Source organism: Methylobacterium thuringiense (genome assembly GCF_022179645.1).
GTDB classification, from domain to species: domain Bacteria; phylum Pseudomonadota; class Alphaproteobacteria; order Rhizobiales; family Beijerinckiaceae; genus Methylobacterium; species Methylobacterium thuringiense.
This window is the reverse complement of sequence record NZ_BPRA01000014.1, coordinates 209872-222296: the sequence shown is the minus strand read 5'-3', so window position 1 is coordinate 222296 and position 12425 is coordinate 209872. Positions and strand designations below refer to the sequence as shown.

11 protein-coding genes and 1 pseudogene are annotated in these 12425 nt (G+C 67.6%); 4 read left to right on the top strand and 8 right to left on the bottom strand.

Annotated elements, in window-relative coordinates; translation table 11 throughout:
- Positions 1–82 precede the first annotated feature (82 nt).
- Positions 83–520 (bottom strand): GlcG/HbpS family heme-binding protein, encoded by a 438-nt coding sequence (locus MFF07_RS15730; RefSeq protein ID WP_147817414.1) that lies wholly within the window; start codon positions 518–520, stop codon positions 83–85.
- 173 nt (positions 521–693) lie between these two features.
- Here MFF07_RS15730 and MFF07_RS15725 point away from each other — a divergent pair.
- Positions 694–1395: pseudogene (locus MFF07_RS15725) on the top strand (dihydrofolate reductase family protein); the annotation flags it as partial.
- A 46-nt stretch (positions 1396–1441) separates the two neighbouring features.
- Here the strand turns inward: MFF07_RS15725 and MFF07_RS15720 are convergent.
- The gene (locus MFF07_RS15720) at positions 1442–1915 is read right to left on the bottom strand and encodes a hypothetical protein (protein WP_147817416.1); all 474 of its coding nucleotides are present in this window, start codon (positions 1913–1915) and stop codon (positions 1442–1444) included.
- Between the two features lie 98 nt (positions 1916–2013).
- Complete coding sequence (locus tag MFF07_RS15715; RefSeq protein ID WP_147817417.1) at positions 2014–3924, bottom strand: ABCB family ABC transporter ATP-binding protein/permease; 1911 nt, start codon at positions 3922–3924, stop codon at positions 2014–2016.
- 238 nt (positions 3925–4162) lie between these two features.
- Between MFF07_RS15715 and MFF07_RS15710 the strand changes: the two genes are divergently transcribed.
- Positions 4163–4402: a hypothetical protein gene (locus MFF07_RS15710; protein WP_147817418.1), complete on the top strand. Its 240-nt coding sequence runs from the start codon at positions 4163–4165 to the stop codon at positions 4400–4402.
- A gap of 98 nt (positions 4403–4500) precedes the next feature.
- Here MFF07_RS15710 and MFF07_RS15705 read toward each other — a convergent pair whose 3' ends face one another.
- From MFF07_RS15705 to MFF07_RS15685, 5 genes are all read right to left on the bottom strand, one after another.
- Entirely contained in the window at positions 4501–6630 is a 2130-nt protein-coding gene (locus MFF07_RS15705; RefSeq protein ID WP_147817419.1) for a sodium-translocating pyrophosphatase, read from the bottom strand.
- Between the two features lie 487 nt (positions 6631–7117).
- The gene (locus tag MFF07_RS15700) at positions 7118–7384 is read right to left on the bottom strand and encodes a YARHG domain-containing protein (protein WP_373322363.1); all 267 of its coding nucleotides are present in this window, start codon (positions 7382–7384) and stop codon (positions 7118–7120) included.
- A 209-nt stretch (positions 7385–7593) separates the two neighbouring features.
- Positions 7594–7950 (bottom strand): hypothetical protein, encoded by a 357-nt coding sequence (locus MFF07_RS15695; protein WP_147817420.1) that lies wholly within the window; start codon positions 7948–7950, stop codon positions 7594–7596.
- 211 nt (positions 7951–8161) lie between these two features.
- Positions 8162–8377: a hypothetical protein gene (locus MFF07_RS15690; RefSeq protein ID WP_147817421.1), complete on the bottom strand. Its 216-nt coding sequence runs from the start codon at positions 8375–8377 to the stop codon at positions 8162–8164.
- 161 nt (positions 8378–8538) lie between these two features.
- Positions 8539–9195: a TetR/AcrR family transcriptional regulator gene (locus MFF07_RS15685; RefSeq protein WP_147817422.1), complete on the bottom strand. Its 657-nt coding sequence runs from the start codon at positions 9193–9195 to the stop codon at positions 8539–8541.
- A gap of 143 nt (positions 9196–9338) precedes the next feature.
- Here MFF07_RS15685 and MFF07_RS15680 point away from each other — a divergent pair, with 143 nt between their 5' ends.
- Together MFF07_RS15680 and MFF07_RS15675 are read left to right on the top strand one after the other, a co-directional pair.
- Entirely contained in the window at positions 9339–10568 is a 1230-nt protein-coding gene (locus MFF07_RS15680; RefSeq protein ID WP_147817423.1) for an HlyD family secretion protein, read from the top strand.
- 194 nt (positions 10569–10762) lie between these two features.
- A complete protein-coding gene (locus tag MFF07_RS15675) occupies positions 10763–12337 on the top strand; it encodes a DHA2 family efflux MFS transporter permease subunit (RefSeq protein WP_147817424.1) in 1575 nt (524 codons plus the stop codon).
- Positions 12338–12425 lie beyond the last annotated feature (88 nt).

The following is a 12425-nucleotide window of genomic DNA, read 5'->3' as shown; positions in this document are numbered from 1 at the left end:
AATCCAGGGCCAACGCGCCGACTTTGCGGGTGCGGCCCTGGATTGCTTCGCCTCCGGCTCGCAATGACGGATGTGGCATACGTCAGGCCCCAGTCTCCGCGCGAAAGCCGGCAGCCTCGATGCCGGCGACGGCGCAGATCTCGTCATTGTCCGAGGTATCGCCGGAGATGCCGACCGCGCCGAGCAGGCGGCCGTCGGAACCACGGATCAGCACGCCGCCCGGCACCGGCACCAGCGCGTCCGGCCCGACGAGATGGCTCACGGCGGCGACGAATTCCGGCTGCTCCTGCGCTCGCTTGGCGATCGCCCGGGAGCCGAGGCCGAGCGCCAGCGCGCCGTTGGCCTTGCCGCGCGCGATCTCGGCCCGGCGCAGCGAAGTACCGTCCTCGGCCGCCAAGCTCTTGAGGGCGCCGCGCGCATCGTAGACCACGACGCAGAGCGGCTTCAGGTCGCGCTCGCGCGCCGTCTGCAGGGCGGTGGCGACGAGGGTCTGCGCCGCGGCGAGCGTCAGGTCGGACATCGGGCTTCCTCGATCGGTGCGGGGAGAGGGCTCCGTCGATAGCCTGGATGGGCAGGGTTGCAAACACGCGCCCTCCCCTGGCCAGGGCATGTGCGCAATCTACGTCTCGTCCCGATCCCGCTCCGAACACCAAGAGACGATCATGGCTACGACCGACCCGACCGGCGAGCGCCCCCCACGTCACCTGTCACATGACGAGTTCGGTGGACGGCCGCATCAAGACGCGGCGCTGGACGACGCTGGACGCCGACGACCACTACGAGACGATCCACAAGCGCCTCGATGGCGACGCCTGGATGTGCGGCCGCATCACCATGCAGGGCTATGCCGACAGCGCGAAGCCGCTGGCCAAGGAGCCGGACAGCTCCGAGCCGATCGACGGTGGCGACCACATCGCGAAGACCGGCGCCTCGGGCTATGCCATCGCGCTCGACGCACGCGGCCGTCTCGACTGGGGCGCCCGCAACGACATCGAAGGCGACCACGTCGTCGTGGTGCTCACGGCCACGGTGCCGGACGACCACCTGCGGCGGCTCCGGGCCGGGGGCCAATCCTACATCATAGCCGGCGAAACGACCGTCGATTTCCCGCTGGCGCTGCGGAAGCTGCGGCAGCATTTCGGCATCGCACGGCTGCTGGTGGAGGGCGGCGGCCGCATCAACGGTTCGATGCTGAAGGCGGGCGTCGTGGACGAGCTGAGCCTTCTCGTCGCGCCGGCCGTCGATGGGCTGATCGGCACGCCCGCCATCTTCGATGTCGAGGGCAGCGAGGACGAGACCTTGGCCTCGCGCCGGCGGCTGACGTTGACGGGCTGCGAGCAATTGGACGGCGGGACGGTCTGGCTGCGCTACGCGATAGGTGCCGTCGAGGCATAGGGAAGAGGCGAAACGGCTGGAAGCGTCGACCGGGACGGTCCGTCCGTCACTGCCCCGCCAGGCAGGTCTGCACCACCTCGCGAAACGCCTCCTCGCCGACGTCGCCGCGCTGGAGCCTCGCCGTCTTCGGCCCCGCCTGCAGCACAACCTCGCCCGCCCCCCAGATCGCCTTCCAGACCTCGCCGCCCTTCTCAAGCGCGACCGCGGTGACGTCCCAGTTGAAGGTGTAGTCGGAGAGCGCGACCTTGGAGACTTGCAGGCCGAAGCTCACGCCGCCGGCCGCGACGCTGCCCTTGCCGTTCGCCTTGGCGAAGACGGCGGCGGCCTGCTTGGCGTCGAGGTTATGGATCGTGGCGACGAAATCGCCCGGACCGGCGCAGCCGATCTCGGCGATCAGGCATTCGAGCGAATTGTCTTCATCGCAGAGCGAATCGTAGACGACGATCCTGGCCGCCGCGTCGTCCTTGACGATGCGCGTGCGCGGCGCGGCCTCGGCTCCGAGGGTGCCCAGACAAAGCAAGACGCAAGCGAAAGAAACGACGAGCCGCTGGATCACGCTGGCGATCTCCCGGCGGTCTTCTGCGAGACACCGCCGGGTCTTCGATACGCCGAAGATGGTTAAGGGGCCGCAACCTCGAGTTCACGCACCTCCGCGTCGTCCTCCACCCGGGCCAGGACCTCGCGCGCCGCATCCTCCTGCCGCTGGCGGTTCCACAGGGCGGCATAGACGCCGTTGCGGGCGAGTAGGGTGACGTGGTCGCCGCGCTCGACGATGCGGCCGTGGTCGAGCACCAGGATCGCGTCGGCGTTGACGACCGTCGAGAGCCGGTGGGCGATGACCAGGGTGGTGCGCCCCTCGGAGACCCGGTCGAGGGCCGTCTGGATGTCGCGCTCGGTGAAGCTGTCCAGCGCCGAGGTCGCCTCGTCGAGGACGAGGATCGGCGGCCCTTTCAGGATGGTGCGGGCGATGGCGACGCGCTGCTTCTCGCCGCCCGAGAGCTTCAGCCCGCGCTCGCCCACCGGCGTGTCGTAGCCCTCGGGCAGGCTCTCGATGAAGCGGTCGATCTGGGCCGAGCGGGCAGCCTCGCGGACTTCCGCCTCCGTGGCCTCCCAGCGCCCGTAGCGGATATTGTAGCCGATGGTGTCGTTGAACAGCACGGTGTCCTGCGGGACCATGCCGATGGCGGCGCGCAGGGAATCCTGCCGGATCGCGGAGATGTCCTGGCCGTCGATCAGGATGCGTCCGCCCTGCGGCTCGTAGAACCGGAAGAGCAGGCGCGACAGGGTCGACTTGCCGGCGCCCGAGGGGCCGACGATGGCAACCGTCTGTCCGGCCGGCACCTCGAAGGACACGCCCTTCAGGATCGGCCGGGTCGGGATATAGGCGAAGCGCACATCCTCGAAGCGCACGCTCCCGCGCGTGGCCCGGAGGGGGGCGGCACCCGGCTTGTCCGCGATCTCGGGGTTCTGGTCGAGGATCCGGAACATGTCGTCGATGTCGATCAGCGCCTGTTTGATCTCGCGGTAGATCATGCCCATGAAGTTGAGCGGCATCGCGAGCTGAACCAGCATCGTGTTGACGAGCACGAAGCCGCCGATGGTGGCGCGTCCGGCCATGATGTCGGTGGCGGCCAGCCACATCACGCAGGTCATGCCGAGGGTAAAGATCACCGCCTGGCCGGCATTGAGCACGGCGAGGGAGACATAGGTCTGCGTCGAGGCCTTTTCGTACTTCGCCATCGAGCCGTCGTAGCGTTCGGTCTCGCGGGCCTCGGCGCCGAAATACTTCACGGTCTCGTAGTTCAGGAGCGAGTCGACGGCCTTGGAATTGGCGTCGGTGTCCGACGCGTTCATCCGCTTGCGGATCGCGATCCGCCACTCCGTCGCCTTCCAGGTGTAGCCGAGATAGGCGGCGATGGTGACGGCGACGATCGCCGAATAGTGCCAGTTGAACTCCCAGGTGAGCAGGCCGAGCACCAGTGCCAGCTCGATGATCGTCGGCACCAGCGTCAGCACCATCAGTCGCGACAGTTCCTCGATGCCCGAGCGTCCGCGCTCCAGCACGCGGGTGAGGCCGCCGGTTTTCCGTTCGAGGTGGAAGCGGAGCGACAGCCGGTGCATGTGCGCGAAGGTGCGGAGCGCCAGCCGTCGCACGGCATGCATCGCCACCTTGGCGAAGACGCCGTCGCGGATCTGCGTCAGCGCCGCCATGGCGATGCGCGAGAACCCGTAGAGGGCGATCATCGCTGCCGGGATCGCCCAGATTCCGGTCGGAATTGCTTCGGCGTGCGCGCCCTCCTTGCCCGCGCCGATCACGGCCACGAGGGCGTCCGTCGCCCATTTGAAGGTGAACGGCATCACCATCGTCATGCTCTTCACGACGAGGATCAGGCCGAAGGCGAAGAAGATCCGGCGCTGCAGATCGGGCCGGCCAGCCGGCCAGAGATGGGGCCAGAGCTTCTTGTAAGTGGCCAGGAGGCCGGGACGCTGCGGCGCGCCCTCCGCCGCGGGGGCGGGCGAGGATGTCATGCGGAAAAACTTCTTGCGGGATGATCCCGCCATATAGGGGCAGGGATGCTGCAGCGCATCTCCTCGTCGCCGGGAAGGCGCGATCCGCACCTTAAGTCGATCGTCGGGCTCGCCGCGGCGCCGAGCAGCCGTCGGCGGCGCGAACCGCGGTTTCAGCGCAGACCGCCCGGTGCTTGCGCCGGAACGGTTCAGGTCGGCACGCCGTTTCCTGCGCAACTCATCTCCACCGGAGGAAACGATGCGCAAGTCCTTGATCGCCACCGCGGCCGCCCTGACCCTGTTCGGGGTCTCGGCCGCCCAGGCGCAGACCACCGTGATCGAGCGCAACGCGCCCGACACCGTCGTGGTCGACCGGCCCTCGACCGAGTCGAAGTCCGTCACCGTGAAGGATCACGGCGACGGCTGCGTCTCGAAAACGGTCCGCACCGAGAACGACGAAGGCGACACCAAGACCGTCAAGAAAGAGACCTGCGACTGATTTTTTGCGCGTTCGGGCCGCGATTCCCGGACCCAGATGAAAAAACCCGCCCCGGATGCTCCGGGGCGGGTTTTTTCGTCGGGCCGGATCGGCGCGGGCTACTGGTGGGCCAGGATCGCGAGCAGCAGCAGGGCGATGATGTTGGTGATCTTGATCGCCGGGTTCACGGCGGGGCCGGCCGTGTCCTTGTAGGGGTCGCCGACGGTGTCGCCGGTGACGGCCGCCTTGTGGGCGTCGGAGCCCTTGCCGCCGTGATGGCCGTCCTCGATGTACTTCTTGGCGTTGTCCCAGGCACCGCCGCCCGAGGTCATCGAGATCGCGACGTAGAGTCCTGTCAGGATCACGCCGAGGAGCGAGGCTCCGACCGTGGCGAAGGCCTCGTTCTTGCCGGCGATGGCCTGGATCACGAAGAACAGCACGATCGGCGAGAGCACCGGCAGCAGCGAGGGGACGATCATCTCCTTGATCGCAGCGCGGGTCAGCATGTCGACGGCCCGGCCGTAATCGGGACGGTCGGTGCCCTTCATGATGCCGGGCTTTTCGCGGAACTGCCGGCGGACCTCTTCCACCACCGCGCCGGCGGCACGGCCGACGGCGGTCATCGCCATGCCCGCGAACAGGAACGGGATCAGGCCGCCGAGCAGCAGGCCGACGACGACGTAGGGGTTCGAGAGCGAGAAATCGACGGTGACGCCCCGGAAGAACCGGTACTGCGTGTCGCTGGCATTGGCGATGAAGTAGTTCAGGTCCGAGGTGTAGGCGGCGAACAGCACCAGCGCGCCGAGGCCGGCGGAGCCGATCGCGTAGCCCTTGGTGACGGCCTTGGTGGTGTTGCCGACCGCGTCGAGGGCGTCGGTAGCCTTGCGCACGTCCGCGGGGAGACCGGCCATCTCGGCGATGCCGCCGGCATTGTCGGTCACGGGGCCGAAGGCGTCGAGCGCCACGATGAAGCCGGCGAGCGCCAACATCGCGGTCACCGCAATGGCGATGCCGAACAGGCCGCCGAGCGCGTAGGTCGAGATGATGCCAGCCACGATCACCAGCGCGGGCAGCGCCGTGGATTCCAGCGAGATCGCCAGGCCCTGGATCACGTTGGTGCCGTGGCCGGTGACGGAGGATTGCGCGATCGACTTCACCGGGCGGAAGTTCGTGCCGGTGTAGTACTCGGTGATCACCACGATCAGCGCCGTGATGGCCAGCCCGATCACCGCGCAGCCGAACAGGCCGCCCGAGGTGAAGGTCACACCGGTGCTCGTCTTGAAGGTGGTGCCGAACCCGCCGAACAGGGCGAAGTTCACGATGGCGATGGCGCCGATGGAGAGCACGCCCGCGGTGATCAGGCCCTTGTAGAGCGCGCCCATGATCGACTGGTTGGCGCCGAGCTTCACCGCGTAGGTGCCGGCGATCGAGGTGAGGATGCAGGCCGATCCGATGGCGAGCGGGTAGAGCATCATCGCTTCGAGGATGGGCTGACCGGCGAAGAAGATCGCGGCGAGCACCATCGTGGCGACGACGGTTACGGCATAGGTCTCGAACAGGTCGGCGGCCATGCCGGCGCAATCGCCGACGTTGTCGCCGACGTTGTCGGCGATGGTGGCGGGGTTGCGCGGGTCGTCTTCGGGAATTCCGGCTTCGACCTTGCCGACGAGATCGCCGCCGACATCGGCGCCCTTGGTGAAGATGCCGCCGCCGAGGCGGGCGAAGATCGAGATCAGCGAGGCGCCGAAGCCGAGGGCCACCAGGGCGTCGATGACCTCGCGGCTGGCGGGCGCGAGGCCGGCGCCGCGGGTGAGGTAGGTGTAGTAGATCGCGACCCCGAGAAGCGCGAGGCCGGCGACCAGCATGCCGGTGACGGCGCCCGACTTGAAGGCCACGTCGAGGCCGCCGCCGAGCGACGTCGTCGCGGCCTGGGCGGTGCGGACGTTGGCGCGCACCGAGACGTTCATGCCGATGAAGCCGGCCGCGCCCGAGAGCACCGCGCCGATCAGGAAGCCGATGGCGACCTTGATGCCGAGGAAATAGGCGAGCGCCACGAAGAGGACGATGCCGACGATGCCGATCGTCGCGTATTGGCGCTTGAGATAGGCCTGGGCGCCTTCGGCGATCGCACCGGCGATTTCCTGCATGCGGGCGGTGCCGGCGTCGCGTTTCATCACGTCTCGGATCGTGACGATCCCGTAGGCGACGGCGCAGAGCCCGCCTAGGATGATCAGCAGCAATGCGGTCATGCGTTCGTCCTTGAGCTTATCGTTCGTGTTTGCCGAGCTTAGCCTTTGCGGCCATGGGACGGTTGCTCGGATCAGGACGCTCCTCCCTCGAAGAGCGGGCATTGATTGCCAAACTTCAGCGTCGAGCGCAAACGATGGTTACGCTTCCGCAGAACTTATTTTTGCGCTGCGCAAATTGAGAATAATTTCGATTTGTCTCGGAGTTTGTTGTGCGCCGCAGCGCAGACTTTATTGCGGCGGCGAAACATTGGAATCGATCGAGATTTTGTGCGGCTCGGTCGCCGTCATGACGTCATGTTGCTGTGATGTTTCGGCGGCTCAGCGCCACAACGAAGAGATGATCCGCCGATACGACGTGCGGCCGAGCCGTTCGCAAGGCTCGGCAGCATCACGCTCGGGATCTGCAGGCGCAACGAATGCGCAGGATAATTCCAGGAACCGCAGCTTTCACCGCGGAGTCGGATCGCGAAAATTCACGGCAGTCCGGTCAGCGCGCGCAACCGTTTCGGCGCTCGTCGGCGACGATCTCGGCGATCTTCTTGCGGGCGGCGGCCGAGAGGGGCACGTCGGCGATGTCGTCGTAGCGGCAATCGGCATTGCCGTATTCGCGGATCGCCTGAGCCGTCTTGAAGCAGTAGCCGGCGTCCTTGTAGGTCGAGTTCCGCTCGGCCCGGAGCTCGTCGCAGGGGAACCCTGCAAGCGCTGGCGACAGGGTGATGCAGGAGGCGAGACAGGCGAAGGCGAGGCGCAGCACGGGCGGGCTCCGGGGGATGGGGACCGCGTGATCGCAGCCCGGCCGAAGTCATGCAGCGCCGCTGGTTGCCTGAATAGAGCGCTGCCGTCAGCGCTCTATAAAATTCAGGGAAGTTCGCAATCTGCGCGAGCCGAGATTGCTCTGCCCGGCACAGATAAGGTCGCTACGATGAGATCGACTCCGAGGACTGAGTCGATCCATTCGACTGCTCACCGCAGTGGAGCGCGCAGGCCGGGTGCCAGGATCTGCTCGTTGACGTGCCGGCGCTGGCCGAGGCGGCCCTCGGTACTGGCGTCGCTGTAGTAGTCGGCGCCCGAGAGGCCGAAGCCGCCGCCGTTCATCACATGCGGCACGGGCACGGCGTTGACGATGCGCTCACCGGGACCGGGCACGACAGCACTGAGGGGCCGGCCGACGAAGCGGCCGCGATCGGGGTCGACCTGCAGGACGGTCGGGCCGACGGCGGAGGCACGGTTCGCGCGGTCGAGCAGGCTCTCGGCGCGGGCGAAGCCGGTGAGCGACAGGCCGATCAGGGCCGCGGCGGCGAGAAGGCTGGGATGCGACACGGGCTCAGGTCTCCGGCAGGCTGCGGTCGATCGGGTCCGCGCTGACCGATCCTGACGCCGAAACGCTCAGACCGGGTAAACGCGCCGCCCGCATCATAGGCTCTCGATCACGCTGCGTTTTGATCGAACCGATCAAAACGCAGCGTGATCGATTCAAGAGTTTAGAGCAGGCTTCGCGCGAAAAAGCGTTGCCACTTTTTCGCAGCCTGCTCTAGCCCCGCGAGCGCAGGACCGTCGGCGCCTCGCGGTAGCGCGGCGTGCAGTTCGAGATCGCGGCGTTGAGGGGAAGCCGCGTGGTGCCGCAATCATAGGCCTCGGCGGGCGAGGGCGGCGGCTCCGGATCGCGGGCGACGATCGGATGCGGCGCACAGGCCGACACGGCAGCGCCCGCGAGCGCGAGAGCGACGGTCTGCATCAGGCGACGCATGGGGACCTCGAAGACACGGAATCGGGACGGCCAGCCAAAGCCGAGCTGTCGAAACAGGCCGGAACCCTGCGAGCCCCGGCACCGGCTGGCAAGCTTTGCCGGAGACGCAGCCGCGGATTGCCGGCCGATGTCGCCCGGCGGCCACATGGAGGCCGGCTTGATCAGACCCCGTAACCGGCAAGGAACACCCGCACCGCCTCGGCGATCCGATGCTGCTTGTCCGCCTCCGTCGGCGGCTCTCCGGCCGCGAACAGCAGACGGGTGAGCAGCCCCGCCTGGCACAGATGCAGAAAATGCTTGGCGGCGAGCCCGGTGTCCGACTTGCGCAAGCGGCCGGCCGCGACCTGCGTGTCGAGATAGGCGGTGAGCCGCTCGATGCCGCAGGCCGGCCCGGCCTCGAAGAAGGCCTGGCCCAGCCTCGGAAACTTTTCGGTGGCGCCGATCACCATGCGGATCACCGAGACGTGCTCTGGCTTCGAGATCTCGGTGAGATAGGTCTGGCCGAGCCGGGTGAGCGCGCCGCGGACGTCCGGGTCCTGCGGATCGAGCTGGAACAGCGCCTCGGCGAGTCCGCGCTTCTCCTGCGTCGTCAGCGCCTCGAACAGGGCTTCCTTGCTGTCGAAATAGACGTAGAGCGTGCCCTTGGAGACGCCCGCCGCCTTGGCGACCTCGCCCATGCTGGCGCCGTCGAAGCCGGCGGCCATGAACACCGAGCGTGCGCCCTCCAGGATCTGGCGGCGCTTGTCGGTCTCTGCGGTTGAGGATGCGGAAACCGGTCGCTGCGTAGGATGCGCGAGGCTCGTTGCAGGGGCCGCCATGTCTCGATGCTCGTTATTGACCGAACGGTTCGGTCAACGTATTTATGAGTTCGGTCAACGTATTTATGAGCGTGAAGCCGCCGGGCGTCAATGCGTCCTGCTTACCGACCGAACGGTTCGGTCAAGACAATTCGGAGCCCGCGATGTCCCTTCGCGAAGACGGCGCACACCGGGAGGATGCCATCGTCGAGCCGAGCGATGAGAGCGTTTCGCGGGGTCGGCCCGATGTAAGCCGCGCGCCTGCCGTGCCGACGGCCGCGCTGCCCGCCTCGGCGCCTGCCGAGCCTCCGGCAAAGAAGCGCCGGCCCCTCAAGACGCTGCTGTTGCTGACCGTGCTCACGGCCGCGCTCGGCGGGGGCGGCTACGAGGGTTGGCAGTACTGGACGCTGGGGCGCTTCTTCGTCTCGACGGACGACGCCTACGTGCAGGCCGACATCTCCGTGCTCGCGGCCAAGGTCTCGGGCTATCTTGATGCGGTTCCGATCGTGAACGGCCAGTCGGTGAAGAAGGGCGACGTGATCGCCCGGCTCGACGACGGCGACTACCGGCTGGCCTTGCGCGCGGCGCAGGACAAGCTCGCCACGCAGGAGAGCACGATCGCGCGCATCGGCCGCCAGGCCGAGGCGGCCCAGGCCCAGGTCGCCCAGAGCGCGGCACAGGTCGACGGCATGAAGGCCGACGCCGTCCGCGCCGCGGCCGATTACGTCCGCGCCACGCAGATGCAGGCCGACTACGTTGCGAAATCCAAGCTCGACCAGACCAAGGCCGACCGCGACCGCACCGACGCCTCGGTGAAGGGCGCGCAAGCCGCGGTGCTCGCGGCCAAAGCCAATGTCGACGTGCTCGTCGCCCAGAAGCAGGAGGCCGAAAGCCTCGCGGGCGAATTGCGCACCGCCGTCGACCGGGCCCGGCGCGACCTCGACTTCACCGTGATCCGCGCGCCCTTCGACGGCGTCGTCGGCAACAAGGCGGTGGAGGCCGGGGCCTATGTCCAGCCGGGCTCCCGCGTCGCTGCGCTGGTGCCGCTCCAGAGCGTGCGCATCGACGCGAACTTCAAGGAGACGCAGGTCTCGCAGATGAAGCCGGGCCAGCCGGTGACGATCCTCGTCGACGCCTATCCCGACAGGAAGATCACCGGCGAGGTCGAGTCGTTCTCGCCGGCCTCCGGCACGGTGTTCAGCCTGCTGCCCACCGACAACGCCACCGGCAACTTCACCAAGATCGTCCAGCGCCTGCCCGTGCGCGTCCACGTACCGGCCGACGTCGCGAGCGAAGGCCTGTTGCGGCCGGGCATGTCGGTGACGGTCAGGGTCGACACCCGCGGGCCGGACGACCGGTCGCCGGTGCGGACTGCGACTGCCGATCACGAGTAGGACGGCGTCCGATTGGTCGCACCGGTGCATCGTGCACCTCTCCTCCCCCTTGTGGGGAGGAGTTGGAGGTGGGGGTGGTGCAGAAGGCACCGCTGCGTTCGATCCTGAACTACCCCACCCCTAGCCCCTCCCCGCAAGGGGGAAGGGAAGCGACACATCACGCGATCCGACAAATCGGAACCGGCATAACCCACATGGTTGCCACGGCTGCCGTCGCCCCCTCGGCCATCCCGGCCGAACCGCCCCTCGACCGCCGCCGCATGGTGGCGTTCCTGTGCATGGTCTTCGGGATGTTCATGGCGATCCTGGACATCCAGATCGTCTCGGCCTCGCTCAACGAGATCCAGGCGGGGCTCTCGGCCTCGGGCGACGAGATCCCCTGGGTCCAGACCAGCTACCTGATCGCCGAGGTCATCGCGATCCCACTCTCGGGCACGCTCTCGCGGGTGCTCTCGACGCGCTGGATGTTCGTGATCTCGGCGGCCGGCTTCACGCTGATGAGCGCGATGTGCGCCACCAGCTCGTCCATCGACGAGATGATCGTCTGGCGCGCCCTCCAGGGGTTTCTGGGCGGCGGCATGATCCCGACGGTCTTCGCCTCGGCCTTCACGATCTTCCCGCCCTCGAAGCGCTCGATCGTCTCGCCGATGATCGGCCTCGTGGCGACGCTCGCCCCCACCATCGGCCCGACGGTGGGCGGCTACCTGACAGACCTGCTCTCCTGGCACTGGCTGTTCCTGATCAACATCGTGCCGGGCATCTTCGTCACGGTCTCGACCTGGGCGCTGGTCGATTTCGACAAGCCGAACACGAGTCTCATCAAGAATTTCGACTGGACCGGCCTCGTCGTGATGGGCGGTTTCCTCGGCTGCCTCGAATACGTGCTCGAAGAAGGCCCGAACCACGACTGGCTGCAGGACGAGGCGGTGCTCGTCTGCGCCGTCGTCGGCATGCTCTGCTGCGTGGCGTTCTTCTGGCGCGCCTTCACCGCCCGCCAGCCGATCGTGGAGCTGCGCGCCTTCACCGATCGCAACTTCGCCGCCGGCTGCGCGGCGAGCTTCATCATGGGCATCGGCCTCTACGGGCTGACCTACCTCTATCCGGTCTATCTCGCCCGCGTGCGCGGCTACTCGGCGCTGCAAATCGGCGAGACGATGTTCGTCTCGGGGCTGTGCATGTTCGCCACCGCCCCCATCGCCGGCCGCTTCTCCGGAAAGGTCGACCCGCGCATCCTGATGGCGCTCGGCTTTTCGGGCTTCGCCGCCGGGACCTGGATCGTCACCGGGCTGACCAAGGACTGGGATTTCTGGGAACTGCTCTGGCCCCAGGTGCTGCGCGGCTGCTCGCTGATGCTGTGCATGATCCCGATCAACAACATCGCGCTGGGCACCCTGCCGCCCGAGCGCATGAAGAACGCCTCGGGCCTCTACAACCTCACCCGGAACCTCGGCGGCGCGGTCGGCCTCGCGCTGATCAACACGCTGCTGAACGACCGCTGGGACCTCCACCTCGCGCGCCTCCACGAGCGCGTGACCTGGGCGAACGACACCGCGCTCCAGCGGCTCGACGGCCTCCGCCAGGGCTTTTCCGGGTTCGGCAGCGCGGCCGACGCGATGGCGCTGAAATCCCTGACCAATCAGGTCCGCATCCAGGGCATGGTCATGGCCTTCGAGGACGTGTTTCTCGTCCTCACCGCGCTCTTCCTCGTCATGGCCTGCGCCACGCCGCTGATCCGCCGGCCGAAGGCCGCCGTGCAGGCTTCTCACTAAGGGAAAGGCAGCGCAGGCTCGGCGCGAAACGGCCTGTGCGGCGGGTAGGTGTGGTTCGGCGGACGATGCCGGAGCTGCACGCTCACGG

What these genes read in the sequence shown, in the direction of transcription:
- MFF07_RS15730 (WP_147817414.1), bottom strand. Translation starts at nt 520, where the DNA reads ATGTCCGACCTGACGCTCGCCGCGGCGCAGACCCTCGTCGCCACCGCC.
- MFF07_RS15715 (WP_147817417.1), bottom strand. Translation starts at nt 3,924, where the DNA reads ATGACATCCTCGCCCGCCCCCGCGGCGGAGGGCGCGCCGCAGCGTCCC.
- MFF07_RS15710 (WP_147817418.1), top strand. Translation starts at nt 4,163, where the DNA reads ATGCGCAAGTCCTTGATCGCCACCGCGGCCGCCCTGACCCTGTTCGGG.
- MFF07_RS15705 (WP_147817419.1), bottom strand. Translation starts at nt 6,630, where the DNA reads ATGACCGCATTGCTGCTGATCATCCTAGGCGGGCTCTGCGCCGTCGCC.
- MFF07_RS15690 (WP_147817421.1), bottom strand. Translation starts at nt 8,377, where the DNA reads ATGCGTCGCCTGATGCAGACCGTCGCTCTCGCGCTCGCGGGCGCTGCC.
- MFF07_RS15685 (WP_147817422.1), bottom strand. Translation starts at nt 9,195, where the DNA reads ATGGCGGCCCCTGCAACGAGCCTCGCGCATCCTACGCAGCGACCGGTT.
- MFF07_RS15680 (WP_147817423.1), top strand. Translation starts at nt 9,339, where the DNA reads ATGTCCCTTCGCGAAGACGGCGCACACCGGGAGGATGCCATCGTCGAG.
- MFF07_RS15675 (WP_147817424.1), top strand. Translation starts at nt 10,763, where the DNA reads ATGGTTGCCACGGCTGCCGTCGCCCCCTCGGCCATCCCGGCCGAACCG.